Annotated in this window: 20 protein-coding genes, 2 pseudogenes and 1 riboswitch; of the genes and pseudogenes, 13 read left to right on the top strand and 9 right to left on the bottom strand. The window is 59.6% G+C overall.

Annotated features, from left to right (window positions below; translation table 11 throughout):
- The first annotated feature begins 33 nt into the window (after positions 1–33).
- Together metK and NKH16_RS24835 are read left to right on the top strand one after the other, a co-directional pair.
- On the top strand, positions 34–1,209 hold the full coding sequence (gene metK / locus NKH16_RS24840) for a methionine adenosyltransferase (protein ID WP_352902359.1): 1,176 nt from the start codon (positions 34–36) through the stop codon (positions 1,207–1,209).
- A gap of 109 nt (positions 1,210–1,318) precedes the next feature.
- Positions 1,319–2,311 (top strand): adenosine kinase, encoded by a 993-nt coding sequence (locus NKH16_RS24835; RefSeq protein WP_352902356.1) that lies wholly within the window; start codon positions 1,319–1,321, stop codon positions 2,309–2,311.
- Between the two features lie 32 nt (positions 2,312–2,343).
- On the opposite strand, the gene NKH16_RS24830 is transcribed toward NKH16_RS24835, so the two are convergent.
- The gene (locus NKH16_RS24830) at positions 2,344–3,021 is read right to left on the bottom strand and encodes a transposase (RefSeq protein WP_352902353.1); all 678 of its coding nucleotides are present in this window, start codon (positions 3,019–3,021) and stop codon (positions 2,344–2,346) included.
- A gap of 204 nt (positions 3,022–3,225) precedes the next feature.
- A pseudogene (locus tag NKH16_RS24825) lies at positions 3,226–4,040 on the bottom strand (IS5 family transposase); the annotation flags it as partial.
- Between the two features lie 247 nt (positions 4,041–4,287).
- Between NKH16_RS24825 and NKH16_RS24820 the strand changes: the two are divergent.
- The 4 genes and pseudogenes from NKH16_RS24820 (at position 4,288) to NKH16_RS24805 (ending at position 8,815) form a co-directional block, all read left to right on the top strand.
- Positions 4,288–4,524: a hypothetical protein gene (locus tag NKH16_RS24820; RefSeq protein ID WP_352902350.1), complete on the top strand. Its 237-nt coding sequence runs from the start codon at positions 4,288–4,290 to the stop codon at positions 4,522–4,524.
- 446 nt (positions 4,525–4,970) lie between these two features.
- Entirely contained in the window at positions 4,971–6,230 is a 1,260-nt protein-coding gene (tyrS, locus tag NKH16_RS24815; RefSeq protein ID WP_352902347.1) for a tyrosine--tRNA ligase, read from the top strand.
- Between the two features lie 230 nt (positions 6,231–6,460).
- Positions 6,461–7,796, top strand: a pseudogene (locus NKH16_RS24810) (MFS transporter).
- Between the two features lie 185 nt (positions 7,797–7,981).
- Entirely contained in the window at positions 7,982–8,815 is an 834-nt protein-coding gene (locus tag NKH16_RS24805) for a helix-turn-helix transcriptional regulator (RefSeq protein ID WP_352902344.1), read from the top strand.
- 110 nt (positions 8,816–8,925) lie between these two features.
- Here the strand turns inward: NKH16_RS24805 and NKH16_RS24800 are convergent, their stop codons facing one another.
- Positions 8,926–9,375 (bottom strand): hypothetical protein, encoded by a 450-nt coding sequence (locus NKH16_RS24800; RefSeq protein WP_352900922.1) that lies wholly within the window; start codon positions 9,373–9,375, stop codon positions 8,926–8,928.
- A 550-nt stretch (positions 9,376–9,925) separates the two neighbouring features.
- Positions 9,926–10,126, top strand: a riboswitch (cobalamin riboswitch).
- Positions 10,127–10,221: 95 nt separating this feature from the next.
- Here NKH16_RS24800 and metE point away from each other — a divergent pair.
- The gene (gene metE / locus NKH16_RS24795) at positions 10,222–12,567 is read left to right on the top strand and encodes a 5-methyltetrahydropteroyltriglutamate--homocysteine S-methyltransferase (protein ID WP_352515946.1); all 2,346 of its coding nucleotides are present in this window, start codon (positions 10,222–10,224) and stop codon (positions 12,565–12,567) included.
- A 348-nt stretch (positions 12,568–12,915) separates the two neighbouring features.
- Here the strand turns inward: metE and NKH16_RS24790 are convergent, their stop codons facing one another.
- Both NKH16_RS24790 and NKH16_RS24785 read right to left on the bottom strand, forming a co-directional pair.
- On the bottom strand, positions 12,916–13,818 hold the full coding sequence (locus tag NKH16_RS24790) for a dihydrodipicolinate synthase family protein (RefSeq protein ID WP_352902341.1): 903 nt from the start codon (positions 13,816–13,818) through the stop codon (positions 12,916–12,918).
- 52 nt (positions 13,819–13,870) lie between these two features.
- The gene (locus NKH16_RS24785) at positions 13,871–15,103 is read right to left on the bottom strand and encodes a trans-sulfuration enzyme family protein (protein ID WP_352902338.1); all 1,233 of its coding nucleotides are present in this window, start codon (positions 15,101–15,103) and stop codon (positions 13,871–13,873) included.
- A gap of 82 nt (positions 15,104–15,185) precedes the next feature.
- Here NKH16_RS24785 and pdxR point away from each other — a divergent pair, with 82 nt between their 5' ends.
- Entirely contained in the window at positions 15,186–16,682 is a 1,497-nt protein-coding gene (gene pdxR / locus NKH16_RS24780; protein ID WP_502911745.1) for a MocR-like pyridoxine biosynthesis transcription factor PdxR, read from the top strand.
- On the opposite strand, the gene NKH16_RS24775 is transcribed toward pdxR, so the two are convergent.
- The gene (locus tag NKH16_RS24775) at positions 16,679–17,032 is read right to left on the bottom strand and encodes a hypothetical protein (protein ID WP_352902390.1); all 354 of its coding nucleotides are present in this window, start codon (positions 17,030–17,032) and stop codon (positions 16,679–16,681) included. The two genes, pdxR and NKH16_RS24775, sit on opposite strands and share 4 nt — an antisense overlap.
- Before the next feature lie 106 nt (positions 17,033–17,138).
- Between NKH16_RS24775 and NKH16_RS24770 the strand changes: the two genes are divergently transcribed.
- Together NKH16_RS24770 and NKH16_RS24765 are read left to right on the top strand one after the other, a co-directional pair.
- Complete coding sequence (locus NKH16_RS24770) at positions 17,139–17,846, top strand: B3/B4 domain-containing protein (protein ID WP_352818152.1); 708 nt, start codon at positions 17,139–17,141, stop codon at positions 17,844–17,846.
- 439 nt (positions 17,847–18,285) lie between these two features.
- A complete protein-coding gene (locus NKH16_RS24765) occupies positions 18,286–18,615 on the top strand; it encodes a helix-turn-helix domain-containing protein (RefSeq protein ID WP_023679674.1) in 330 nt (109 codons plus the stop codon).
- 279 nt (positions 18,616–18,894) lie between these two features.
- On the opposite strand, the gene NKH16_RS24760 is transcribed toward NKH16_RS24765, so the two are convergent.
- Both NKH16_RS24760 and NKH16_RS24755 read right to left on the bottom strand, forming a co-directional pair.
- Entirely contained in the window at positions 18,895–19,947 is a 1,053-nt protein-coding gene (locus tag NKH16_RS24760; RefSeq protein ID WP_352902331.1) for a cytochrome-c peroxidase, read from the bottom strand.
- A 782-nt stretch (positions 19,948–20,729) separates the two neighbouring features.
- On the bottom strand, positions 20,730–21,050 hold the full coding sequence (locus NKH16_RS24755; protein ID WP_352902328.1) for a DUF982 domain-containing protein: 321 nt from the start codon (positions 21,048–21,050) through the stop codon (positions 20,730–20,732).
- 554 nt (positions 21,051–21,604) lie between these two features.
- Here NKH16_RS24755 and NKH16_RS24750 point away from each other — a divergent pair.
- A complete protein-coding gene (locus tag NKH16_RS24750; protein ID WP_352594544.1) occupies positions 21,605–22,075 on the top strand; it encodes a Ros/MucR family transcriptional regulator in 471 nt (156 codons plus the stop codon).
- A gap of 226 nt (positions 22,076–22,301) precedes the next feature.
- Here the strand turns inward: NKH16_RS24750 and NKH16_RS24745 are convergent, their stop codons facing one another.
- Positions 22,302–22,514: a cold-shock protein gene (locus NKH16_RS24745; RefSeq protein ID WP_023679670.1), complete on the bottom strand. Its 213-nt coding sequence runs from the start codon at positions 22,512–22,514 to the stop codon at positions 22,302–22,304.
- A gap of 373 nt (positions 22,515–22,887) precedes the next feature.
- Here NKH16_RS24745 and NKH16_RS24740 point away from each other — a divergent pair, with 373 nt between their 5' ends.
- Together NKH16_RS24740 and NKH16_RS24735 are read left to right on the top strand one after the other, a co-directional pair.
- A complete protein-coding gene (locus NKH16_RS24740) occupies positions 22,888–23,115 on the top strand; it encodes a hypothetical protein (RefSeq protein ID WP_352473851.1) in 228 nt (75 codons plus the stop codon).
- Between the two features lie 877 nt (positions 23,116–23,992).
- Positions 23,993–25,495: a M16 family metallopeptidase gene (locus NKH16_RS24735; protein WP_084641661.1), complete on the top strand. Its 1,503-nt coding sequence runs from the start codon at positions 23,993–23,995 to the stop codon at positions 25,493–25,495.
- Positions 25,496–25,747: the final 252 nt, after the last annotated feature.

Raw genomic sequence — 25,747 nt, 5'->3', positions numbered from 1 at the left:
CATACAACTCCAACACCCGAAACGAGGCATTTCATGGCTAGGCAGTTCGTGTTCTCTTCCGAATCGGTTGGCGCGGGACACCCGGATAAGTTGGCCGACAACATCTCGGATGCCATCCTCGACGCCATCCTCCGCACCGATCCCAAGGCACGCGTCGCCTGTGAAGCGTTGGTAAAATCAGGGATAGTCGTTGTGGCTGGCGAGATTACTAGCGATGCGCGGGTGGATTATAGCCAAGTTGCGCGCGATACGATTCTCGATATTGGATACGACGATGAGGCTGTCGGCTTTGACGGCCGGCGTTGCTCCGTCGTTCATGCACTCACCGAGCAATCGCCCGACATTAGCCAGGGCGTTGACGAGGGACGAGGGCAGGACCTCCAGCAGGGAGCGGGAGATCAGGGCCTCATGTTCGGCTACGCATGCCGCGAAACCGATACCCTGATGCCTTTGCCGATCCAGCTCGCGCATCGCTTGACGAAACGACAGGCAGATGTCCGGAAAGCACGACAGCTTGGCTGGTTGCGTCCTGATATAAAATCCCAAGTCTCAGTGCGCTATGAGGGGTTGCGCCCGGTCGCCCTTGATACCATCGTCGTATCGACCCAACATGACGAGCAGGTCTCGCAAGAGACGGTCCGCGAGGGCGTCATTGAGGAAATCATAAAGCCTGTCCTGCCGACCCACCTGGAGACGGAAGGCATCAGAATTCTGGTCAACCCGACGGGGAGGTTCGTAGTCGGCGGGCCGCGCGGCGACTGCGGTCTCACTGGACGCAAGATCATCGTCGATTCCTATGGTGGGATGGGTCGTCACGGCGGCGGCGCCTTTTCGGGCAAGGACCCGTCCAAGGTTGACCGCTCAGCTGCCTATGCGGCCCGGTATGTCGCAAAGAATATCGTCGCTAGCGGACTTGCGGACGTCTGCGAGGTGCAGCTTGCTTACGCAATCGGCGTGGCCAGTCCGGTTTCTGTCATGGTCAACACGTTCGGAACAGCGAGGGTTGAGGAAAGAAGGATCGAGCGCCTCATTCTTGAGTTGTTCGATCTCAGACCGAAGGGCATTATCAAGATGCTTGATCTCTTACGCCCTATATACCGCAAGACCGCGACCTATGGCCATTTCGGCCGTGAAGAGCCTGATTTCACCTGGGAGAAGACAGACAGGGCCGACGAATTGCGTCGCGAGGCAGGACTTGCCGCCCCGTGAGGGCTGGCGCCGAACGGATTGGCAAGCGCAAAGCCCATTCCCACTGGCCAGACCCGCCCGCGCCCGGCGTGGCAGAAAGCCGGTGGGTTTTTGGCGGAGACATGAATTGATGCCGGACTATGACGTGCTTTGTATCGGAAATGCCATCGTCGACATCATCGCCCAGTGTGACGAGGCGTTCCTGGAGACCAACGGCATCATCAAAGGCGCGATGAATTTGATCGACACGCGGCGCGCCGAACTGCTCTACAGCCGCATGGGCCCGGCCATCGAAGCCTCGGGCGGCAGCGCCGGCAACACGGCGGCGGGCGTGGCCAGCTTCGGCGGCCGCGCCGCCTTCTTCGGCAAGGTCTCGAACGACGCACTCGGCGAAATCTACGCGCATGACATCCATGCCCAGGGCGTCGCCTTCGACACCAGGCCGCTCAACGGCGAACCACCGACGGCGCGCTCGATGATCTTCGTCACGCCGGATGGCGAGCGCTCGATGAACACCTATCTCGGCGCCTGCGTCGAGCTCGGGCCGGAGGACGTCGAGGCCGACAAGGCGTCGGGCGCGGCGGTCACCTATTTCGAGGGCTATCTGTGGGACCCGCCGCGCGCCAAGGAGGCGATCCGGCAGACGGCCAAGCTCGCCCATGCAGCCGGGCGCGAAGTGTCGATGACATTGTCGGACTCGTTCTGCGTCGACCGCTACCGCGACGAGTTCCTCGATCTGATGCGCTCCGGCACCGTCGACATCGTCTTTGCCAACAGCCACGAGATCAAGTCGCTCTACCAGACCGCGTCGTTCGACGAGGCGCTGGCGCAGATCCGCAAGGATTGCAAGATCGCCGCCGTCACCCGTTCGGAAAAGGGCTCGGTGATCGTGCGCGGCGACGAGACCGTGACCATCAATGCCACCAGGATCCGCGAGCTGGTCGACACCACCGGCGCCGGCGACCTCTACGCCGCCGGCTTCCTCTACGGCTACACGCAAGGCCGCAGCCTCAAGGATTGCGGCGATCTCGGCTCGCTGGCAGCCGGGCTGGTCATCCAGCAAATCGGCCCAAGGCCACGGCAAAATCTGCGCCGAGAGGCGGAGCAGGTGGGATTGCTGTAGGTGGCGAGCCAAGAACCAGCTGCCCAGCCTCCTTAATCCAGCCCGAGCCTTTTCTTCAGTTCCGCATTCTCCTTGCGGAGACGATCGGCAAGCAGGCTCTTTAGCCGCTTGTTTTCTTCCTCGAGCGCGACGAGATCCTTCAGCCCGTCACTGTCCGCCGCCGGCGCCGCCGCCTTCTTCCAAAGATAATATGTCTGTTCCGAGATGCCGGCTTGCTTCACCGCGCTCTTGAGAGTAGCGCCGCCGCCGATCGAGGTCTCGATCTGCGCCAGCTTCTGGGCACGATCCTTCGCGGAGTAGCTCTTTCGGCCTGTTCGCGATGACGGCGGTGCTTCAGTGGTCGCGGATATCGGCTTGGCGCCCTCCTTGCGGGCAGGCGCGCTCGCCTCAGCTTCTGGCTTCCTCGACCGCCGCGCTCTCGTCTTCGGTTTTGGCGTTTCCGCTTTGTCTGCCGGTGCGCTAGGAACTACTGCTGACTCGGTTTCCAGGGGATTGGCCATGAAATGCTCCACTCGCGGTTTTTGCAAAGGTTCAGCATCAAGGGCCACTACAGTAGAGTCAACAAGCTGACGATTTAACGGCTCGACTTCCTTTGTTGTCTCGGCCATCGCCGCGGCGATGTCGAAATTGCCCCGGATGGAACGTGCGGATTTTTGATAATTGCGCTTTTGTTTGACTTCCACGGTGAATGGTCGCGTCTGCCGCCTCATAGTTCCTTCCTGAATAGGAGAATGAAGTCGCCGCTCGAATTTTTGGCGCTTGCTGCTTAGCGCGGAGCATTATCGTATAGCCGCTCAACGGGCAAGTGATGCCGGTCTTCGATGGCTGACCCATCTGGGGAGATTTGAGCGGCTTCGCGCGTCCTGCGCATGCCTGTAAGAGCCTGACTCGAAACTCGACGCACGACGTGGAGCTGCCATGCGGCGAAGCATGAGGCGGATCGAGGCGATGAAGATCCATGCCTCGGCGCTGGCGATGGTCGCCTCGAAGTCTTTGGCGAGCCGGCGACAACGTCCCAGCCAGGCGAAAGTTCGCTCGACGACCCTTCGTCGTGGCAGCGCCTCAAAGCCCTTGGCCGTGTCGGAGCGCTTGGTGATTTCGATGGTCCATGTGCCGAGATTGGCCAGAGCCTGCGACAGTTTTTCTCCGGCATAGCCGCCGTCGGCGAACAGATGGCGCAACCAGGGATAAAGCCGTCGAATGGAGGCGATGACGCCGACTGCCCCATCCCTGTCCTGGATGTCGGCCGTGTGCACCGTCAGCCCGACCAAGTGCCTCTCGGTGTCGGTAATGATATGGCGCTTGCGGCCTTTGACCTTCTTGCCGGCGTCGTACCACGCAAACCGGCAACGTCCGTGGTCTTTGCCGATTGGCTGTCGATGACACCGGCGCTCGGGCTCGCCTCGCGACCAAGCGCCAGGCGTGCCGCAGCCACCAAGTGGAAGTTGATGGTCTTCCATAGGCCGTTGTCCCGCCAGGCATAGAAATAGCGTTGAACCGTCGAGACCGGCGGGAACCGATCCGGCAATGCCCGCCATTGGCAGCCGGTCCAGGCGATGTAGAGAAGCACGTCCACGACCGCCCGAAGTTCTGTCGTCCGCGGTCGTCCCGTTGTCTTCGTTCCCGGCAGGAACGGCTAGAGCAACGCCCATTCCCTGTCCGTCAACGCGTTTGCATCTCGCTGCCCCGCGCGGCAATATCGCCGGCGGGCGGTCTCCGTCCAACCCATGTCGTGATCCCGTTCAAGTCTAGACAACTCAAACGAATCACAACGGACGGGGCCACTCAACCGCTTCCACCCCCAAAACCGAGTTTCGGGTCAGGCTCTAAGGGCAAACACCATGCCATTGTGGGTGGTGGTTTGCGTGGCGAGACACGCCTGGTAAGGACCCTCGTGGTTCCGGTACGGCCCCTGAATATCGTGGTCGCAATTGGGGTGGTAATGGTTTGGCGGGATTTGCTGACGCGAGAAAACGGTGTCGCTGCCGCCGCCGCAAACCTTCCTCGATGAAATCGCCGCCACTGCAGCCCTTTTCGCCTGCTTCACACCAATTACAGGCGTAGGTTTCAGGATTCACGCCGTTTTTGCCGGTGGCGCAATACGGCGTCGGAAAATTACCCACATTGAACTGACCTTGAACATCGGCAAAGGCGATGCAGGCCTTCTTCCCTTTCTTGAACCAGCAACTGATCGCGTGCAGTCATCCGGATAAGCCGCCCCGCCGGAGGCCAAGCTGACTTGGTGACACACGAACGCATTATTGTCTTCCGGTCTGGCGGCAACAGTATCAGCAGGACGGCAAAGCTGACCGGCTGCAGCGAAGCGCAGGTGAAGCGCGCTGGGCTCGACATCAGAAGGAAAGCGGGAAGCAGGAAATGTTGTCGCAAAAGTTGAGTTCTGCGAGGTGCAAATGTCAGTTGCAAATCGTCGCGACAGAGGCTCGGCAGCTCCCCGAAGTAGCCATTTCAGATTGCTTGCAGGTGCGGATAAAGTCCTTTATGCATCGGCACATGATCAAGTCCGCGCTCATCGCTGCAATCTATTATGCGACGCTTCCATAAGGAGCGGCGCGTTTCGATCATGCCTTGAAACAAGCCGCCGTCAGGCGGCTTTGTTCATTGAGAGGACCCCCTGGCGGCAATACCAGGAGGATTCCCTATGGCACTTCCCGATTTATCAACCGGTCATTCCAAACCATATTCGGCGGCTTTGAAGACGCTCATTGAGCGCGGCTATGTAAATCAAGGGACCGACCTGCCGGGTGTCGATGCCGCCTTTGAAGCAGGCGTCGTACCCGCTTACGCTGGTTTTGATGCGACGGCTGACAGTCTTCATGTCGGCCATCTTCTTCTGATCATGGCGCTTCGTCATCTTCAGCAGACTGGCCATAAACCCATCGTTCTCATTGGGGGTGGGACCACCCGCATCGGCGATCCCAGCTTCCGTTCGGAGGCGCGGCCGATGCTGACGGACGAGCGGATCGCCGCCAACATTGAAGGGATCAGAAAGGTCTTTGACCGTCTCCTTGTCTTCGGAGACGGTCCGACGGATGCCGTGATGGTGAACAATGCCGACTGGCTGGACAGCATTCGTTGGATCGACATGCTGAGAGACGTCGGCAGGCATTTCTCCGTCAATCGGATGCTCTCTTTCGACAGTGTGAAGTCGCGGCTGGAAAAGCAGGAGAATCTGAGCTTCTTAGAATTCAACTACATGATTCTCCAAGCGTTCGACTTCCTTGAGCTATCCCGCCGGACCGGTTGCCGTTTGCAGATGGGTGGAGCCGACCAGTGGGGGAACATCATCAATGGCATCGACTTGATACGGCGGACGGATGGAAAGGAAGTCTTCGGAGTGACTACGCCGCTTCTGACGACTTCTTCAGGTGTCAAGATGGGTAAGACGGCTGCCGGAGCTGTGTGGCTCAACGAAGATCGCCTTTCGCCATACGATTACTGGCAATTCTGGCGTAACACGGAAGACGCTGATGTCGTTCGGTTCCTGAAGCTTTTCACCGATCTGCCGATGAACGAGATCGAGCGATTTGGACAGGCTGAAGGAACCGAGCTAAACGCCGTCAAAGAACGTCTCGCCAACGAAGCTACGGCCCTGGCACATGGAACTAACGCCGCCAAACAGGCGGAGGCCACGGCTAGCCAAGCATTTGGGCAGGGCGAAGCCGCAGAGGGGCTACCGACGCTTCATCTAAATGACGCCGAGGGGTTGGCCGGAGTAGCCCTTGTGGATTTGCTGGTACGCGCCGGATTGACCTCCTCCAAAGGGGAAGCGCGAAGGGCGATCTCGGGACGAGGTGTGCGGATCAACGGCAACGTTGTCGAGGTTGATACAATGATATCTTCCCAAGACCTCCCGATCCGGCTTTCGCTCGGCCGAAAGCGCCACACTGTTGTAAAGTAGGGTTTCAGCAAATGCTGTCGCAGAAATTCTGCCCGCTTAGCGGATATTGCAGACATTCGCGTCGAGTTCCCTGAGGAATGTCGAGAGACACTCCTCAGGGGGTAGTTAAGGCCGCCAAGTTTTCTGGGTTAGCAGGCGCGCCACTGTGGCAGCTTGGCTTGTATGGCGAGGCCATGGTTGAGTGAGGCGAACCAAATCCAGCCCCGCGGTCGATCCCGAAGCTTCCCACAATGGCGAAGAGAACATCTTCACTGGTTCCTTTTCAGCACAAGACCTTCCGTTCGCTATGGTCGGCTGCACTCATTTCGAACCTTGGCACCCTAGTGGAAGGTGCGGCGGCAGCTTGGCTGATGACGAGCATCGCCACCTCCCATGGAATGGTGGCGCTCGTCCAGTCATCGACCACCCTCCCCTACATGATCTTCTCGCTCGCGGCGGGAGCGCTCGCGGACAAGTTTGACCGTCGCCGGATCATGTTGACTGCGCAACTGCTGATGGTCTGCGTATCCGCCTTCCTGGCGTTTCTGACCTATGCGGGGAATGACACCCTGGACACTTCTGGGTCTCACCTTCCTAATCGGCTGTGGTTGGGCATTGCACGATCCCTCTTGGCAAGCCTCCATGGGAGATATCCTGCCTCGCGAACACCTGCCAAGCGGGGTTGCGCTCAACGCCATGAGCATGCGCAGCATCGGGCCGGCGATTGGCGGCATAATCGTGGCCACAGCCGGTGCGGCCTTCGCGTTCCTCTTCAACGTCCTTGCTACTTCGCTCTGATCGCTGCGCTGTTGCGATGGAAAGCCGAACGGGCACGACAAGCGCTGCCGCGGGAGGCTTTCGGCAGTGCGATGGCGGCGGGCTTCCGTTACGTGCTCTTGTCGCCGAACCTTCTCAAGGTGATGTGCCGGAGTTTCATTTTCGGCCTCACCGCCGTTGTCATTTTGGCTCTCCTGCCGTTGGTCGCTCGCGAACAGATCAAAGGGACCGCAGTCACCTACGGCGTGATGCTCGGCTTCTTCGGCCTGGGAGCGATTTGCGGCGCGCTCCTCATCGGGCGGGTCCGAGAAGTTCTCTCCAACGAATGGGTCATTCGCGGTGCGTTCTTTGTATTGGCGATCAGCTGCTTCTTTCGGGCATGGAGCGAGCACGTTGGGCTGAGCTGTCTCAACCTCATGCCAGCCGGTGCGGCCTGGATTCAATCATTCTCGCTGTTTAACGTCACAGTGCAGCTTTCGGCGCCGCGGTGGGTGGTTGGACGCGCCCTCTCTCTATCAGACGGCCACATACCGCGGCATGGCGGCGGGAAGCTGGCTTTGGGGCGAACTGGCGGATGTCCAAGGTGTTTCGGGAGCCTTGCTCGTCCGCCAGCTGGTTCTTGTCATTGGGGGACTGATGGGCATCCTTCTGCGTCAGCCGGATTTTGAAACGCTCAATCTGGATCCGACCAACAAGTTCAGCGAACCGACGCTGCAACTTGACCTGCGGCCACGAAGCGGTCCGATCATGGTGATGATCGACTATCGTGTCGATCAGAGAGATCCAGACTCGCCCACAATAATTATCTGAATTTCAGCAGTAATTTTTGATCGCCCATTCGTGCTGTGTACCAGCCCTGTGTCTTGCGCAAGTGGTCACGAACGGCTGCGGGAGCCTCGAAGACGCCCTAAAAACACATGCTGCGATTTTTGAACACGCTTGACGTGTTAGATTAATTCATCCACAATGCGTGTGTTGAACACGCGAGGTGAGTTATGAACATGAAAGAGCTTAGGGTTCGACTGGGCATGACTCAAAAAGATTTGGCAGAGCAGATGGCAACGACGCAACAGACTGTGGCCCGTTGGGAAACAGGCAAAACGCAGTTGAACGTCGAGCAGATCAAGGACCTTTGTCTCACGTTGAAATGCACGGTCGAGGAGCTGCTGGGCTGGAAGATTGATGTCGAGGAGTGGCGCACGAGCCCGTTTGCAATTGCCGATGCCGAAACGCGATACGGCACGCTCAGGATCAAGACGACTGTTGGCAGCCGGCAATATCCTATCGATGAAAAGGCGCGTGAATCGATTTTACGTCAGTTGAAGGAACTTCATAATCTTCGTAGAAATAACACAAGCAGGCCATGGCTGTATTGTTGGAGCCTTGACAACAAAATACTCTTGATAAATCCGCAATATGTCCGCACCATTGAGCTTATCGGTGAAGATGTAGAGGAGATGCCAGATTATTATCATCCAGAAATCTATCGGGCTTTGGATGACTGGGATAAGGGTGAGGTTTCAGGAAAGCTGAAGAAAGAATGCGATGCCATCATCGCAGAGATGGGTGATCAGGAAGCCGTGCGCATGGCCTCCTATGTTCGCGTCACATATGACGACGGAGAAGATGAGTGGAACTTCTTGGATGAAGAAACCGCTACGACTTTCTTCGGATTGGAAGCTGCGACCTTTGACGTTCCCCAGTGTAGTTTCGCCGAAGTGGAGGAAGAAGGTTACTACCGAGCGCGATACGCCAACCTTGATCGCGTCGCGGTGATGGAGGTTCCAAGCGACCGTTATCACAGATTGACCGCGCCCGAGGAAGCTTAGAACCATCCACGAAGGGCGCATGTTACATCGTGGTGCGTTTTCAGTACGAGATGACGTTAAGCGTAGGTAGTGGCAGGTAAGAGTGCTCGACCAGAAGCTCAACTGCCTCCTCAATATCGCTGCCGATGTGCCGCAGGACACGTCCACGGGAGCGTGGATAGGCGTGAAGTTCCTGCACTCCACGGTCCGCTCTCCCATCGTCGGTATGTGCCCGACGCCATCTTGTGGACGAGCTTGGCCGCCTGCACCCGGTTGTATTCCGGCTTGCGGTCCGCCTGGGGGTCCGCCGCGATGGCTATCTCCATGTCAATCGGCGCCGAACTTTGACTGCCCGCTGCTTTTGATGATTTGGCGAGGTCCCGCGCATAATCACTCTTGGTCTTCTCCTTGAGGCCCTGTGTCGCGAACTTGTGGTCCAGCAGGGCAAACAGGTCCAAGTCCCCTTCCGCCTGTGGCGCTGGCTTGTCCTCACCGCCCTCGGCTTCCCAATTGGGGACCGCTTCTGCGCGCTCCACCGTGGCGATTGTCCGCCCAAGACGCATCACAAGATCGAACGCCAAACCGTGCGCGTGCACGACGATTTGCCGCCCAGGCCTCATTTGGAGAGGACTTGAGCTGGCCCGGTGGTTTGAGCCGGGTTACCTTGAGCCGGTGGGCTGCGAACAAGCAGTTCGAGACATTGGCCTCGATCACTTCGCAACACGCCGCTGCGCCTGGCCTCGGTGTGCTCCCCCCGAAATCGTTGTGTCATATCACCGAGGGCATCACGGCCAACAGCTTCCACATGGGCAACAGCCTCGCCATTGAGCCGAATATGGTCGCGAGCAGATCACCAACGAAGCGGTCGGAACCTCGGAGCCGAAGTTCGACGCCGAGGTGGTTCGCATGATGCGCTAAGCAGCACCACGGCGCTTGCCGGTATGTTTGCTGCCAGCAGCCGACGAACTCCTATCCTCCTGGACCGCTGTGCGTTATTGCTTTGATTTACCGGCCGCTCAAGGCTTCCATAGTTTCGCTTTCAAGGCGACCTTTGGCAACATGCCAACGGAAATTTAACATAACGACATAAACATTTCTTTATGCGGCGTTGACAAAGAAGCGAACTGCTGTAATTGTCTCCCGCGTCGTGGTTCTCCGTACGGCGCTGCCGCAGCGGAGCTAAGAGGGAAGCCGGTGCGATGCCGGCGCTGCCCCCGCAACTGTTAGCGGCGAGCCAACCCCACTCATGTCACTGAGGCGAATAGCCTTGGGAAGACGGGTAGAGGCTATGACCCCGCGAGCCAGGAGACCTGCCACGGCGAATTACGTCCACGGGCGGGGTGTCTCGGTGGCCGCTGCAGCCTGGCGTTCGTGCCGGCCTGCTAGCGCCTTCCTTGTCACCGACGCCCCAACCATCGGGGTCTGGCATGACTGTCTCTCAGCAAATTCCTGTAGCAACGCTCGGCGTGCCCCGCTTCGGTCGTCGGCGAGAACTGAAATTCGCGCTTGAAAGCTACTGGTCCGGAAAATCGTCCGCTGCCGACCTTCTCACGACCGCGAAGGCGCTCCGTGCCGCTAGCTGGGAGGAGCAGCACGATCGCGGCGTGTCGAAAATCCCGTCGAACGACTTCTCGCTCTACGACCATGTGCTCGACACCGCAGCCATGGTCGGCGCCGTTCCATCCCGTTACGGCTGGAATAGCGGCGAGGTTCCACTTGACATCTACTTCGCAATGGCGCGGGGCAACCAGGGTCAGACGGAGGATTGTCGACACGCTGGTCACCAGCAGGCGGCTCATCGGTCTGATGTAACCGCGATGGAAATGACCAAGTGGTTTGACACCAACTATCACTACATTGTGCCGGAACTCAACGATGATCAGACGTTCGCCCTCTCGTCGACGAAACCGGTCGATTACTTCATCGAGGCTAAAGCTCTCGGCGTTCACACACGCCCAGTCATCCTTGGACCGATCACCTTCCTCAAGCTGGCGAAATCGCCTGCCGAAGGATTCGATCCCATCGCGCTCCTGCCGCGGCTGCTGCCCGTCTACGAGCAACTCCTGCAGAGGCTGAAGCTGTCTGGAGCCGACTGGGTGCAGATCGATGAGCCAGCGCTTGTCCTCGATCTGAACCCGAACGAACGAGCTGCGTTCGAATTCGCCTATGGCCAGCTGTCGAAAGCCGCGCCCGAGCTGAAGATCATGCTGGCTACCTATTTCGGGCCGCTGGGAGACAATCTCGAAACCGCGGTTTCTCTGCCCCTGGCCGGGCTGCATATTGATCTCGTGCGCGCTCCCGAGCAGCTGGAAACGGTGGGTCGGCTCGCACCGAAGGATCTGGTGCTCTCGCTTGGCTTGATCGATGGCCGCAACGTCTGGCGTGCGAACCTGCCCGCCATTCTCGACCGCATCAAACCGATCGTCGCCGGCTGGCCCTTGGACCGCGTCGAGATCGCGCCTTCTTGCTCGATGCTGCATGTGCCGATCGACCTCCGCATGGAGACGGAACTCGACGCGGACATCAGGTCGTGGCTCGCCTTCGCGGCCCAGAAGACCGACGAGTTGGTGTTGCTTGCCCGGGCCCTGTCCCAAGGCAGGGATGCGGTGGCAGGCGCGTTGAAAGCGTCTGCCGAGGCTGCCGCCACTCGCGTGACATCCACGAAGATCCATGACCCGCTGGTTGAGGGGCGGATCGCCAGCATTGACGACAGCATGAAGCGACGAGAGAGCGCTTTTGCCGAGCGCTCCAGAGTCCAGGCCGGCACGCTCGGGCTGCCGCCGTTCCCGACGACGACCATCGGGTCCTTCCCGCAGACGCCGCAGGTACGCAGGGCGCGGGCCGCTCATGCGAAGGGCCAGCTGAGCTATGTCGACTACGAGACCTTCCTGAAGAAGGAGATCGAGGCTGCAATTCGCTGGCAGGAAGAGATCGGGCTGGACGTGCTGGTGCACGGTGAGTTCGAACGAAACGACATGGTACAGCATTTCGGCGAGCAGCTGTCCGGCTTCGCCTTCACCCAGCATGCCTGGGTGCAGAGCTATGGGTCGCGTTACGTGCGCCCCCCCATCATCTTCGGCGACGTATCGAGGCCCAATCCGATGACGCTGCGCTGGTGGCAGTTCGCCCAGTCGCTTACGGAAAACCCTGTGAAGGGAATGCTCACAGGCCCAGTGACCATTCTCAACTGGTCATTTGTCCGCGACGACGTACCCCGCTCCGAAGCATGCCGCCAGATCGCGCTCGCCATCCGCGACGAAGTGACGGATCTCGAATGGTCCGGCGCAAGGATGATCCAGATCGATGAGGCCGCGTTTCGCGAAGGATTGCCACTGCGCCAGTCTGATTGGAACGACTATCTCGACTGGGCTGTCGAATGCTTCCGGATCGCTTCAACGGGTGTAAAGGACGCGACTCAAATCCATACCCACATGTGCTATTCAGAGTTCAACGAGATCATCGACGCGATCGCTGAAATGGATGCGGATGTCATTTCGATTGAGACGTCGCGCTCGAAAATGGAACTGCTGGACGCCTTCACGAGCTCCAAATATCCGAATGAAATCGGGCCCGGAGTCTACGACATTCACTCACCACGGGTCCCGGAAGTCGGCGAGATTTCGGATCTCGTCATGCTTGCCCGCGAGCGACTGTCCGATGCCCAACTGTGGGTAAACCCGGACTGTGGCCTCAAAACCCGCAAGTGGGAGGAGGTCCGCCCTGCCCTCATGAACATGGTTGCTGCAGCACGCGCGCTCCGGGAGAAAGTGTAGGCCGGAAGGTTTCCTGGTTGCTCACCATGTGGTGAGTTACCGGCTGCCGCATGTGGGCCGTGAATGTGCCAAAACGCGATCACATCCTTTGAAATAAGTCACTCGAGCGAGAAAGTGCACTTTCCTTCGGCACGTGTACTAATCGCGCAGAATAAAGGGAACCGTTTTCTCCCTGTGACGTGTCGATTTCGAAGGGGATGTGATTGGCGTCTAGACCGCTCCAGCCATGGTTATTAGCACGCCAAGTGCGCTGTTCTCGATCAGTTCGTAAAGGACTTCTCGGCTCGGTTCATCAAAATGCGCGGGTACATATATGACAATTCCTTTCACGGGCCGCTGGGTTGGTGTTTACCGGCTGGCATCTGATGGCAAGCGTTCCAGCGCCGCGACGACCCGGAGCTTTGCTGGTGCGGGCAGAGGCAGGATGGGACGCGGGGGTTCGGCACTGCAAATGTCGAGCAATTCGGCAAGTGCATAGACGACGCGAAGGCTCGAGAACTCCTTGAAGAGGCTCCAGAGCGGCGCAAGCGTGGCATCGATCCGTCGCGCTTCGGCCGCATCGCCCTGTTGCGCCGCCGTGACGATCTTCACGCAGACCTCGGGCAGGATGCCGGCGAGGACGCTGTACCATGTGTCGGCGCCGGCGATCATGGCCTCTGCAGCGTTCCAGTCGCCGCTGTAGCCGATCGAGAACCCTTCCGGCACAGTGCGCCTCTGGTCGGCCAGATGGCTCTTGATCGCATCGCCCTTGTCTGTCGGATTCTTGATAGCGACAATCCCACCCACCTTTGCCAGGCGGCTGACGAGTGCTGGGGTGAAATGGAAATGCGTCGTTCCTGGATTGTCGTAGACGACAATCGGCAGGCCGCTCTCGCACGCCACCGTCGAGAAATGTTCGAACACCTCGTCCTCAGTGAGCGGGGTGTAGGAGGCGGCCGCAAGCAGCCCCGCGGCAGCTCCAAGGGCCTTGGCGTCCTGCGCGAACCTCACTGCTTCATCGGTGCGCAACGCGCCCACACCCACCACGACCGGCGTTCGCCCGGCGATTTCGTCCAAGGTCTCGGCGAGCGTCCGTCGCCGTTCCTCGCGCGACAGATACATGTAGGTGCCGGTGCTGCCGAGAAGACCGATGGAGTCGACCTGAGCGGCGCCAAGCCTGGCAATCAGCTTGCGCAGAGCAACGGTATCGACGCGGCCGTCACGATCGGCGGGCGTGATGGGAAACGCGGAAAGACCGCTCAGGAATGCCATGGGAAGGCTCCAGGTTTGTGCGTGAGCGCAGGACTGGCCGGACGACAGGTCATCACAAGGCGTCCAGAGCCCGCCGCAGGTCGGCGATTAGGTCATCGGCGTCTTCAAGACCCACCGAGAGACGCATGAGGTCCTCGCCGACTCCATCGGCCAGATGGGCATCCTTGCGGATCGGCTGACGAGCACGGGTCAGGCTTGCCGGATGATAGATGAGGCTGTCGGCATCGCCGAGGCTGACAGCCCGGGTGATCAAGTTGAGCCGGTCCATCATCCGGCGCGCGCCCTCGAACCCAGCGTGGAGGCCAAAGGCCAACATGCCCGAGCCTTGGGACATCTGCTTTCGCGCCGTCACCTGATCAGGGTGCGAGTCGAGGAAGGGATAACTCACCCATGCCACCGCCGGGTGCGCCTCGAGCGCCTGAGCCACCGCAAGGGCAGTGGCGCTGTGCCGTTCCATGCGCAGCGTGAGCGTCTTCAGACCGCGCAGGATCAGGAAGGCTGACATGGGCGAGAGCGCTGCGCCGGTGATGTAGCGCAGGCCCGTTTCGTGCAGCGTGCGGAGCGTTTGCGCGTCGCCGAGAATCGCCCCGCCAAGGGCATCGCCGTGCCCATTGATGTATTTGGTCAGGGAGTGGAGCACGAGGTCGGCCCCATGTTCGAGCGGCCGCTGGAGCGCGGGCGAGGCGAAGGTGCTGTCGACTGCAACCTTTACACCGCGCGCGTGGGCGCGCTCGGCAATGGCAGCGAGATCAAGGATGCGGCTCAGCGGATTCACCGGCGTCTCGAAGAAAACAAGCCGGGTCCGCTCGGTAATCGCGGCATCGAGATTTTGAGGATAGGACAGGTCCACCGCGACGACCTTGATGCCGAAGCGGGGGACCGCCTGTTCGACCATGGCAAGCGTGTTCGCATAAAGCGTCTTGTGGACGATGAGTTCATCGCCTTGGGACAGGAGCGACAAGATCAGTGTGCCGAAAGCCGCCATCCCCGAGGCAACGACCAGACCTGCCTCGGCTCCTTCCAGATTGGCGAGCCGTTGCTCGAGGATCTCCGTCGTGGGATTGTATTCGCGCGCATAGAGCCTTCCGCCAAGCGCGGCGGCGGCCTCGTTCGCTGCCACGCTTTCGAATCCATAGGTCGAGGTCAAGAAGACTGGCGGCTGAACGGCATTGGAAAAGCCGGCGGGATCGTAGCCATGATGGATCGCCCGAGTGGCGAATCCGGGACCGGTGTCGTGGAGCGACCGCGTGAGAGCATCGGTTTCCGATTGATAGGAACGGGTCATTCGGCCTCTAGATCTTTCTTGGGTTTCCGAAAGATTGACGGCAAACTGGCCAATGTGAAATATCCAGTTAGCAATGAATGAAATGGTCCAGTCTTCAAGTGCCGGCTCTGCAGCTCGCTCGCACGCGATGGGTGCACGCCAGATCTACGAGGCTCTTCGCGAGCAAATCCTCGGCGGCGTCTATGAAACCGGTAGTCAGCTGCCGTCCTCCCGCGGCCTGGCAAATGACCTTGGGGTTTCGCGAACGACGGTGACGGTCGCCTATGACCAACTGACCGCGGAAGGTTTCATCGACGTCCGTCAAGGCGCACGACCCCGCGTTGCATCTTCGTTGATCGGTCCTGAGACAAGCCGCACGCCTGCGAAACGGGTCGGCTCGGTTCTTCTGTCCGCCTATGGGGGCCGACTGCGCGTCACGCCGCCCTGGCCGGATTATCTGCCGACTGGGCTGAAGGTCGATTTCCGCTATGGTGACCTGGCGCCGTCGGATTTCCCTGCATTGATCTGGAAACGTGCGATGAGCAAGGCGATGGGGCAGCGCCCGTTGCGTCTTGCCTATGACGATCCTCGCGGCTCGCGCCGGCTGCGCCAGGCGCTCCAGGGCTATCTCTGGCGCGCCCGAACCCTGAGCTGCGACCTCGAGCAGATCATCATCGTCAACGGTTCGCAGCAGGGCCTAGATCTGTGCGCTCGCCTGCTTCTCGATCCCGCCGACCGCTTCGTCATCGAGGACCCGTGCTATAGGATGGCGCGTCAGGTCTTTGCCAGTACGGGTGCCTCGCCCGTCCCGGTCACCGTCGACGAGGACGGGATGAAGACGGAGTTGCTGGCGGGGATTGGTGGACGACTGGCCTATGTCACGCCATCGCATCAGTTTCCGCTTGGCGGCGTCATGCCGATCACGCGCCGCCACCAGCTTCTGGAATGGGCGCGGCACAACAATGCCTACGTGATCGAGGACGACTACGACAGCGAATATCGCTACGACATCAATCCGGTCCCTCCGCTGCACAGTCTCGAGGACCACGGGGCTGTCATCTACCTCGGCACGATCTCCAAAACGCTCTCGCCGATGCTGCGTATCGGCTACCTCGTCGTCCCGCCGGAATTGCAGGAGGTCTTCGCAACCGCCAAACAATTCGCGGACCGGCATTCGCCGGTGGCTGAACAGGAGGCTCTGGCCTCTTTGATCGAGAGTGGCGGCTACGAAAGCCATGTGCGGCGCGTGCGCAGGCTGAACGGCGAGCGTCGGGGGACGTTGCTGGGCGCCTTGCGGCGCAGCTTCGGAGATCGCATCGCTGTCCAGGGAGCAGAGGCCGGTCTGCACGTCGTCGTTTGGTTCGACGAACTGCCGCGATCGCGGGAAACGACCCTGGTCGAAGCCGCCCGAGGCGCGGGCCTGGGGCTACACCTGATCTCGCCCCTTTACGAGCGGCAGTCGGACGAAGGCCACATCGATCGCATGGGGCTTGTCATGGGCTATGCCGCCTTGAGCATTCGGCAGATCGAGAAGGGCGTTGAGATCCTGCGAGCGGTTGTCAAGCAGGTGCAAGACGCGTTGCCGGGACACGGTGGCTAAAACGGCGGGGACGTGGCGTGCTGGCGAGGAAACCGACCCTTGGGCTGAACCGCATTTCGTTTGCAAGCCAACTGGACTGGGAAAACGCTATGCAACTGGTGCTGTTGATCAGGCCAGTTTGGCGGCAGATTTTCGTGCGAGACGAATTTCCGAGAGCGATGCATAACCGGCAAGGAAAGCTGCTTCACATCCATATCGCGCCCGCTGCCTTTTATGAAATGGAGGATCTGGCGGAGGCGTAGCTTGTTGCCGGCGGAGGCGGGCTCGAGCACCCGCAAGAGATAATCGACGATCTCTACCAGCCTTGTCCACGGCCGAATGATGGAATTATCCAGCGCATGGTGCGGCATGCACCATGCCGATGCCAGAAGATCTGGACGCTCGACAAGCACCTTTCTTCAAACATTTCCCGAACGACCCGCAGCGCAAAGCCTCCCCGTGAGAAAAGAGCATCCCATGTCTTTCACGCCATTGATTGACCCCGAGATCAAGGCCCGCTACCCGGATTTTCATCTGATCAGCATTGTGGTGCGGAACGCTGAAATCGACGTGCCGGATGCACAGGCGTTGAACGACACGATTGCGGCGGCGGAACAGGCGGCGCTTCGCGATGACGCCCAAAGGGACGCGCATCTTGCGGCGTGGGCCGTTGCCTACGAGGCTTTCGGCACAAAGGCCAATCGAACGCCGTGCTCGGCCGCCGCGCTTCTCAAGCGGGTGCGGAAAGATGGCTCTCTCCCGCGGATATCCCCACTGGTTGATGCCTACAATGCCGTCAGCGTGCTGTACGGCGTTCCGATTGGCGGGGAGGATCTCGATCTCTACCAGGGGGTCCCGAGACTTTTAATTGCGAAGGGAGCGGAGCCATTCGACACGATCCAGCAAGGTGAAATGGTAACCGAGCATCCTGAACCGGGCGAAGTCATCTGGTGCGATGATGCCGGTGTCACGTGCCGCCGCTGGAACTGGCGGCAGGGGCGGCGCACCATGGTCACGGTCGATACCCGCGCCATGTGGCTCGTGCTGGAAGCCCTCGGCCCAATGTCAGCTAAACAGATGACGGCCACCGGAGAGCATCTGATGGGACTTATCCAAGCGTTGTGCCCGGGTGCGCGAATCGAAACAGCGCGAATCGACGAGTCCACTACATCTCGTGTTCCTTAGGGCATGGCCCCATCTTTCGGAGAAACACCCCACTCAGCCCTGTCCGGATCTGGCGCTCCTTGCTCGCTCCGCTGGCCTACACAGTTGATTGTGAACGACCCAGAACGGCTCTCGAAAACGAGCGTCGAACGAAATCAGATCACTGCTTGTTCTCCCTTAGCGTTGTTTGGCGTACTTTTATCGCGATGCCTCCAGTGGGGATGGTCCAAATTGCGCAAGCTCGGTCGAGTGATCGCGGAGAAGCTTAATGTCGACTACATCGAAATTCATGGAGCGGTACGGACAACGGGTGCGAACCCGGGACGTCGTCCCGGTGTCGTCAGGCTCTCCCGTCCGACTGAGCCTCAGTTTTCTTCACGGCGCGAATACTCCTGAGGCCGCCCGGATTCTCGTTAAGAGACAGCTGCCGCTCAGGACGGCCCACGCGATACTCACGGAGATGGTCGATCACGGCAAGGCGTTCGTGACGGTTCCTTGCGTCGACGACCTATTGGCACTGAAGAATGAACTGTCGTCCGCAGGCGTGATCGCGAAGGTTCATGCGCCGCGGCCGATAAGTGTTCGCGAAGTCCGGGATCGCACGAAGCTCTCTCAGGAGGCATTCTCCGTGAGGTATGGCCTCGATCTGGCAACGCTTCGAAACTGGGAGCAAGGTCGCTCGAAACCGGATGCAGCGGCGAATACTCTCCTTTGGACCATCGCCCGGAATCCGGAAGCAGTCGAAGAATCGCTGGACATGGAGGACGGAGTGGCTGCCCCTTCGCCCTAGGGGGGGGCCGGTCACTCGGGCGCGCGGCTATTCGGCCGCCAGCGCGATGGCCGGCCGCCGCGCGGTATCGACAGCGCGCGAGCCTCATGCGTCAGACGCCTTCCTTGGCATGTCGCACGCCAGATCCCAAACATGATTCCATCGCAACGAGCTGGTGACGGAAGCAGTGTCTGCACTTTGGAAACGAGCCATTTGCGTTCTCATGGACGTCGCGACTCGTCTCGTCCAGTAAAAGTCGCAATCATTGTCAAGTGCGATGTTCCGCAGTCAGCTGGCCGTTTATTTTCCTAAGATCTGCGTTATAGGCCGGGGTGTTGTCGCCGTTTCGGCGGGTAAGATGGGATAGGCGACCTCGGGTGCCTTTCCGGTCAGCGAGTTGAGGAAGGCAACAAGCAGGTCGACTTCTTCGTCCGCCAGTACCACGCCAAGCTGGGTGGTTCCCATGATGGCAACGGCCTGTTTGAGATCCCAAACCTTGCCCGAATGAAAGTATGGCGCGGTGAGTGCAACGTTGCGCAGCGGCGCCACGCGGAAAACATAGGAATCGTCGGCTGCATTGGTGACCGCAAATCGGCCCTTGTCTTTTTCCGGCAGGACCTCGGCGCTGGGCTGTTCCACGAGGCCGAATGGGTAATAGGCTTGCCCACCAACGTTGATACCGCCATGGCAGGACGAGCAGCCTTTGTCCATGAAAAGCGCCAGGCCCTGTTTCTGTTCGGAAGTCATGGCGGCGTCATCGCCATTCAGGAAACCGTCGAAGGGGGCCGGCGTGACCAGTGTCGCCTCGAAGGCTTCGATTGCCTTGGCAAGGTTGTCGAAGGTGACCCGATCGGCTTCAGCCGGAAAAGCTGCATCGAACCACTCGACATATTGCGGCATGGACTTGAGCGTGGTGATGACTTGGCCCGGTGTATTGGCCATTTCGATCCCGGCTTGGACCGGTCCCTTCGCCTGAGCCTTCAGGTCTTCGGCACGACCATCCCAGAACTGGGCGATGTTGAAGACAGCGTTCAGTACAGTCGGCGCGTTGCGCTGTCCCTTCTGCCAACCATGGCCGATCGAGGTTTCGTGATTGTCGTCGCCGCCGGTGGCCAGGTTGTGGCACGAGTTGCACGACAAGACGCCTGACGCAGAGACGCGTGGATCGAAGAACAGTGCCTTGCCGAGAGCGATCTTTTCCGGGGTGATCGGGTTGTTGGCGACTGCCGGCGTGGTGGGTGGCAAAGCCTTGAAAGTGGCCATTGCCGTTTCTCTGAGGTCTGCGGGGATCGAATCCGCAGCAAAGGCGGTGGCCGTCAGCAAGGGGACAGCCATACTGAATAGGATTTTCATAAATGATCTCGCTGCGTCGTGCACGCAGCCACTCTGGGATATGCGGCTCATGAACGCCCTGCGCTAGATCAGTTGCGGGAGAGGACCGGGGGTCTGACACCTGTTTTTGCGGCAGAGCTTGGACCGTCCCGGAATTGAACGCTCTTCTCGATCGGATTTTGGGAGGCGGAGGATCGCTGCTCGGCAAGCGGCGGCGCCGGAGCCGTGCTCCGGTTCTCTCTGCGCCTTCAACTATGAAGAAATCGGGGCCACCGTGTCGGATTCGGTTTGGGGCCGGTTATCTGTTCCGCAGCAGGTCCTGCTCGACTTCCGCCTGCCTTCGCCAGATCGACCTTGGCCCAAATCGATCCGCGATAGTGTCTTGTAGCACCTTTGCGGGACGATCTTATTTCGACTGTAGAGGGCCGTTTGGGGTGAGCAAAATTACACGAATTTCAAAGGGCGCCCGAGTAGCTGTTTTGATTGGCTTGTGAGGCCTATAGCCTCCATCGAGCGAATATTGGCAGACGACGGAGCACAATTTTGGCTTCGTTTTATCAGCTTCAATGGGCCAACTGCTTGCTATAATTACAGGGCAATTTACCGTCATGAATTCGAGAGAACCAAGTCCCACGCAGTGATTTTCACACCGGAAGCGTTGCAGTCCTGTCGCGAGACAGCTGGTTTACAACAAGATGATTAACATCGCCATAGCGCGCAAAATATTGTTTGTTCGCTATAGTACGCTCCAGATGCCGGCGAAATCTCGATACAATAACCTCGTCGGCGTTCCCGCTCCGGCTTCAGATACGACTGCGACGCCTATACTTGCGCTGTTCCACTGCCCGACATGCAGGCAGCGAGCATTGCATCGCGGACGTTGCATCTTCTAATATGGCGACCTGTTCCCCAAAGCGGAAAAAAGTCTTGCGCGCTGCGCTCGCAGGTATTCGTCCGTTGTATGCATCAAAGCACGCCGTGAGAGCGGCTTCGTAGATCCGGTCTCTGCCGTCTTCTGGCCATTCGTTGAGAAAATCGGTAGCATCCGCAGGACTGGCAATCTCTTGCACGATGTGCGCTGCCCGCCTTACGAAAAGTGGGCTGCTGAAAGTCCCTGAGCTCATTCGTTCCTCCCGACCTGCTGAACCGCTAGTTTGTTGAACAGGCGCCTCCTCTACACCCGCCCACCATTGCGGAATGTGTTGTCACAGCGATAGCGGTTCAATAGCAAAGCAGCGGCGTGATGTCCTCGGTTTACCAGCGGGCCAAACCCTAATATCCTGCTGCGAGAGCGGCTCACCGGATGAATCTACATCGTTTCGACCATTGCGAATCAACGCTTGATAGTTCCTCCACGCGCCATCAGGAAGCGGCCACTGCTCTGCCACCGATTTCACAGCCAAAGAGAGGATGGCGAAACAGAAATAGCCCGCTTCGTTTCGAGATTACTGGTCATTTCGGCGCAAAGCTTACGGCCGAGAAGTCTGAAAATGCGCAAGGACCGCGGCAGGTCGCCAACAACGGACGGATCAACGGTCACGACGGCGGGAAACCGCGCCATAGATCTCGCTGGACGAGCATCGCAATAATCGTGTCGAGACCTTTGTTGCTTTCAGCGGCGACCGCCACTATGAAGCGACGCTTCGCCGACTGTGTTTCACGCCGCCTGGAGAGTTTCATGACAGAAGAAGCCGAAAAAAACATCGACACCCTCATCGAGCTCACGGCCGATGTCGTCTCAGCCTATGTCTCCAACAATCCGATCCCGGTGGGGGATCTCCCTGCCCTCATCGGCCAAGTGCACGCGGCTCTGAAAGGGACGGCCGGAGGTGTCTCTGCAGAAGAGCCGGTTGCCCTTACGCCTGCAGTCCCGATCAGGAAGTCGGTGACACCGGACTACATCATCTCCCTTGAGGACGGAAAGAAATTCAAATCGCTAAAGCGCCATCTGTCGACCCACTATGGGCTGACGCCGGATGGATATCGGGCCAAATGGGGCCTACCGGCGGATTATCCCATGGTCGCGCCGAACTACGCCGCGGCGCGCTCGTCATTGGCCAAGACAATGGGGCTCGGCCGCAAACCGAAAGCGCCGGAAGCGCCGGAGCCGGCGCCGACGAAGCGAACCCGCAAGAAGGTCGCGGCTTGATTTGGCAATGGAGATTCGTTCTGGAGCGTTGCAGCCATCGGCTTAATCTGCGCGTCATATAAAAAGGCGGGGCCAACCCCGCCTTCCTTTCAAACAACTTTGTTTCATGAGGAATTCGCGACGCCTGCAGCAATCTGCTGCCCTCAGTTTTTGCTCGCTCCTATCGAGCGGCCGTGAGGACCTCCGGACCTACGCGCTCACTCTTGCCAGGACGCAGGAGAAAATTTCAACCAGCTTTGCTGAGGCTGCCAGCGGAGGATTTGCCAGTGCGGCGATCCTGCTCGATCTCATAGTTGATCTTCTGGCCGTCAGCGAGGGTCGAGAGGCCCGCGCGTTCAACAGCGGAAATGTGGACGAAAACATCCGGACCGCCATTGTCGGGCTGGATAAATCCAAACCCCTTGGTGCTGTTGAACCACTTTACCGTTCCAGTCGGCATATGCGTGTTCCTCCTTAACAATTGCAACGTGGGCAGGCCATCAGGCCTGCCCGACTCATAGCCGAGACTTGGGCGCAGCAAAAAGCGAAAAATTGTTAAACCCCGATCAGCTGGCGCACTCCATTTTGGCCGAAGTCGCCAGCAAGCACTGTCCTACACTACCGCTCGAGCGTGGCCGGAAGCGCCCGGATCCTTCCAACGCTCCTCAGCCCCACCTCTACGGCTGGTGCTTGGAGGCACGGGACGTAAGGCCGACCGCTGCTCGTGCCGCCAGGTCAAAGGCCGGGTAGTTCACGGAGCTACCTTCGTGCATAACGGCTTGGCAAGCGCTTGAAGGAGTTTCGAATTGGATTGTTTCAAGAGGGTCGAGGGGTTGATCGATGCCACCAGCGTGGAAGCGATCGATAACGCGCGCGTTTTGCTGGACCAGTTCAAGGGCAAGTCAGAAACAATCGCCCAAGCGATCGACGACTTCCTACTTGATTTCATGACCTTGCTGTTTGTGGTAGAAGCTACCCGCGAGCGGTTCCACAATCCGGCGAGGCGGTTGGCGCGTATCAGATTGAGCAGGATCAGGCTGTTACTCACCCGATGCTCTTGACCTAAGGGACCACGCCGCCAGGGATGCGTTTGGAGCCGCAAAGAAGGCAAAATCTGTTCGCCGGCAAACCGAGCACAGCCAGTCGGTATTTACGCAGATGAATTCGACCGCGACCGCCAAATTCTCCTGTTTGGTACCCAGCGACGACGGCAAGCGCGGACAGCTTCCGTGCTGCTGTCCTCCAGCGACAAACGTGCCTGCATGCCCCTCTACGGCGAGCTCGACGGTTGTTTCTTACGTCTGACCAAGGTCCCGCGCAAACACTCCCCTTTCCTTTCGCGCAGCAACTCATCAGGCTCAACGGCCTCGCGGCAGGCGCATTACGCCAGAAGCGCGACCGCATCGTTTTTTCCCGCCCGAGTCCTACGATCTTCGTTGTCCAGCGCCTCGCCGATATCGCCCAAGTTGCCGATTTTTGGATCAGATCCGTCCTAGCGCGAGCAGGCTCCGCGCTCGACTTGGCTGGGCTGCTCACGCCTCTGCCCTTCAGCATCGACCCGGTCTGGCTGTCGAGGACAGGGTTCCGCTGCGGCGACCAACATCTCCATTCTCACCGTCAGTGCAGCGGCCATTCGAAGCGCATCCTATACCCCTCCCCGGCAGCGCGCCCAATCGTCTTCCGAACGAAGAAGATATTCTCAGCCGCGCGCGTCGCGTTCGGCCCTGTCCGATGTCCGACAATGTCGGATGCGCAACATGGCAGAGCCCGATTTGTCCACTGCCTCGAACGGTTTTCTGATCTGGCACGGTGCATGCTTGGTCATCCGCAAGGCGTCGCGGACCAAGGAGAATCCGTCCCATGATCACCTCACCAAGAAATACCGCCGCAGGTCTCCTGGGTCCATCCAAAGATGAGGCTCGGGTAAGGCCTGGCTCCATGAAGAGCTTATTCATCTGGCTCGGCGCTACCCGCCGATCCTCCCACGCGGGGAGACGGGGACGCAGCGCCTTCATCAAAATTAGGGACAAATCACTTTGCCTCGAACCTTGCCTTTCGACCAGCCACCACAACCGGAGCCATCGATCGTCCGCCTGGCTGCGCAACGCGTTCATTGCCACCGCGCTGGCCCTGGTGACGACCGCTCCGGCTCTGGCCGCCACTGCCGGCGGCAAGGTGACGGATTTTCTGCTCGACAACGGCATGGAAGTGGTCGTCATCCCCGATCACCGCGCGCCGATCGTCACTCATATGGTCTGGTACAAGATCGGCAGCGCCGACGAGCCACCCGGCAAATCCGGCCTTGCCCATTTCCTCAAGCATCTGATGTTCAAGGCGACGACCAACCACGCCGCCGGCGAGTTCGACCGAGCCGTCTCAGCCATCGGCGGCTACAATAACGCCTTCACCGCCTATGACTACACCACCTTCCTCGAGACGGTGGCGCCCTCGGCGTTGGGTGAGATGATGGGCTTCGAGGCCGATCGCATGTTCAACCTCATCCTCAACGACGATGATATCAAGACCGAGCGCGACGTGATCCTGGAGGAGCGCCGTTGGCACAGAGAGACGAACCCGCATGCTCTGCTGGACGAGGAGGTCAACGCGACGTTGCGGCAGAACCAGCCCTACCGCATTCCGGTCATCGGCTGGATGCAGGAGATGGAGAAGCTGAACGGCACCGACGCATTCACCATCTACAACAAATACTACCGACCGAACAACGCCGTGCTGGTGGTGGCCGGCGACGTAGAGCCTGAGACGGTGAAGGCGCTGGCCGAGAAGACCTATGGCAAGGTTGTGCGCGGGCCGGACCTGCCCCCGCGCAACCGTCCGGTCGAGCCGGAGCAGAACACCAGGCGCACAGTGACGCTGACCGATGCGCGCGTTTCGGTGCCGAGCTTTTCCACTCAATGGGTGGTGCCGTCCTATCATACGGCAGAGCCCGGCGAGGCCGAGGCGCTCGACCTGCTGGCCGAGATCCTCGGCGGCGGTAACCGCAGCCGGCTATATCAGGAGCTTGTCGTCAAGCAAGGCATAGCCTCGGCGGCCGGCGCCTCCTTTCAGGGCACCATGCTAGACGACACCAATTTCACCATCTCCGGCTCGCCGCGCGGCGATGCAAAGCTCGTCGATCTCGAAGCGGCGGCCGTTGCCGAAGTCGCCCGGATCGCCAAGGATGGCGTCACCAGCGACGAGCTGGACAAGGCCAAAGACCGCTATATCCGCTCGGTGATTTTTGCGCACGACGAGCTGGACCATATCGCCAACATTTATGGCAAGACGCTCACCACCGGTGGCAATGTGAAGGACGTGCTCGAGAGGCCGGACCGCGTCCGCAAGGTCACCACCGACGAGGTCAAGGCGGTCGCCGCGCGTTATCTGGCGCTCGACCATTCGACCACAGGCTATCTTTTGCCGCAGCAACAGGCGGGGAATTGATCATGAGCTCCATCCCATGCAAATGCGCCGGCCGGTCTTCCCTCGGCGCCCCTTCGCCACCCTGTTCCTCTCCATCCTCTTTCTCGTCTTGCGGGCGCTCGCCGGCTAAACGGGATCTGTTTAAAGCCGCGAGGAGCGGTTTTCGCGGGCCTTGCCAGGCATTTGCCGGTTCAGGCGTCATTATTGGGGTGCGCTCCTCCTCAGGCCAGCCTCTCTTCGAGTCGATAGAGTCGCCGATTCGTGGTCCGCAGA

It is taken from the genome of Mesorhizobium sp. M1307, assembly GCF_040318155.1.
GTDB lineage: Bacteria > Pseudomonadota > Alphaproteobacteria > Rhizobiales > Rhizobiaceae > Mesorhizobium.
The sequence above is the reverse complement of the archived record's forward strand: the minus strand, read 5'-3'. Positions and strand labels throughout refer to the sequence as shown.

What these genes read in the sequence shown, in the direction of transcription:
- metK (WP_352902359.1), top strand. Translation starts at nt 34, where the DNA reads ATGGCTAGGCAGTTCGTGTTCTCTTCCGAATCGGTTGGCGCGGGACAC.
- NKH16_RS24835 (WP_352902356.1), top strand. Translation starts at nt 1,319, where the DNA reads ATGCCGGACTATGACGTGCTTTGTATCGGAAATGCCATCGTCGACATC.
- NKH16_RS24830 (WP_352902353.1), bottom strand. Translation starts at nt 3,021, where the DNA reads ATGAGGCGGCAGACGCGACCATTCACCGTGGAAGTCAAACAAAAGCGC.
- tyrS (WP_352902347.1), top strand. Translation starts at nt 4,971, where the DNA reads ATGGCACTTCCCGATTTATCAACCGGTCATTCCAAACCATATTCGGCG.
- NKH16_RS24805 (WP_352902344.1), top strand. Translation starts at nt 7,982, where the DNA reads ATGAACATGAAAGAGCTTAGGGTTCGACTGGGCATGACTCAAAAAGAT.
- metE (WP_352515946.1), top strand. Translation starts at nt 10,222, where the DNA reads ATGACTGTCTCTCAGCAAATTCCTGTAGCAACGCTCGGCGTGCCCCGC.
- NKH16_RS24790 (WP_352902341.1), bottom strand. Translation starts at nt 13,818, where the DNA reads ATGGCATTCCTGAGCGGTCTTTCCGCGTTTCCCATCACGCCCGCCGAT.
- NKH16_RS24785 (WP_352902338.1), bottom strand. Translation starts at nt 15,103, where the DNA reads ATGACCCGTTCCTATCAATCGGAAACCGATGCTCTCACGCGGTCGCTC.
- pdxR (WP_502911745.1), top strand. Translation starts at nt 15,186, where the DNA reads ATGGTCCAGTCTTCAAGTGCCGGCTCTGCAGCTCGCTCGCACGCGATG.
- NKH16_RS24775 (WP_352902390.1), bottom strand. Translation starts at nt 17,032, where the DNA reads ATGCCGCACCATGCGCTGGATAATTCCATCATTCGGCCGTGGACAAGG.
- NKH16_RS24770 (WP_352818152.1), top strand. Translation starts at nt 17,139, where the DNA reads ATGTCTTTCACGCCATTGATTGACCCCGAGATCAAGGCCCGCTACCCG.
- NKH16_RS24765 (WP_023679674.1), top strand. Translation starts at nt 18,286, where the DNA reads ATGGTCGATCACGGCAAGGCGTTCGTGACGGTTCCTTGCGTCGACGAC.
- NKH16_RS24760 (WP_352902331.1), bottom strand. Translation starts at nt 19,947, where the DNA reads ATGAAAATCCTATTCAGTATGGCTGTCCCCTTGCTGACGGCCACCGCC.
- NKH16_RS24755 (WP_352902328.1), bottom strand. Translation starts at nt 21,050, where the DNA reads ATGAGCTCAGGGACTTTCAGCAGCCCACTTTTCGTAAGGCGGGCAGCG.
- NKH16_RS24750 (WP_352594544.1), top strand. Translation starts at nt 21,605, where the DNA reads ATGACAGAAGAAGCCGAAAAAAACATCGACACCCTCATCGAGCTCACG.
- NKH16_RS24745 (WP_023679670.1), bottom strand. Translation starts at nt 22,514, where the DNA reads ATGCCGACTGGAACGGTAAAGTGGTTCAACAGCACCAAGGGGTTTGGA.
- NKH16_RS24735 (WP_084641661.1), top strand. Translation starts at nt 23,993, where the DNA reads ATGAAGAGCTTATTCATCTGGCTCGGCGCTACCCGCCGATCCTCCCAC.